A 533-nucleotide genomic window follows, 5' to 3' on the forward strand; every position below is an offset into this window, starting at 1 on the left:
GACGAGGACGAAGTAGATGCATAAACATTGGATTCGCGAGTTTTCGGATAGTCCTAAGCCGGCACCTCTGTACGACATGTACTACGGTAACGACTATTCGGAGCCCGTCATTGTCTGCCTCGAACGTGAGGATGGCACACGCTACATTCCGCCGAAACTGTGGGCCTATTCCAAGGTGCACGGCGGTTGGGTCGAAGCCGATCTGCGTGAGGGCATGTACCCAGAAAACTATGAGGATCAGGGTTACGTTGTTGCTTGGCACCCGATCCCTGACATCTCGGAGGTCCTGTGAGCCAGAACTATAGCACCCGCACTCTCTACCTCGCGAACTACTTCGACGGTGAGTATCCGGAGGACAACGAGAACTTCGCTGCGTACCAGACCAGTGAAGAAGCAGAAGCACGTTGCGCCGAAGAGGTTGCGTATCAGCAGCGCTTCCATGGGCCGAAATCGGGACGCCACACCACGAAAGAATGGCGATACTACGCGGCAACTATCGAATACGTGATTCCGCGCGCCCGGCTGAGCGCACA

General features: G+C 55.7%; 2 protein-coding genes. Both read left to right on the forward strand.

What is annotated here, in order from left to right:
• The first annotated feature begins 16 nt into the window (after positions 1–16).
• Positions 17–292, forward strand: a complete 276-nt coding sequence (locus tag AC1RPV_RS07590) for a hypothetical protein (RefSeq protein ID WP_281106397.1) — start codon at positions 17–19, stop codon at positions 290–292.
• On the forward strand, positions 289–533 hold a 245-nt coding region (locus AC1RPV_RS07595), incomplete at its 3' end, for a hypothetical protein (RefSeq protein ID WP_481764176.1). The genes AC1RPV_RS07590 and AC1RPV_RS07595, both read left to right, overlap by 4 nt.

The organism is Dellaglioa sp. CoH-55-MRSF-9, assembly GCF_056782155.1.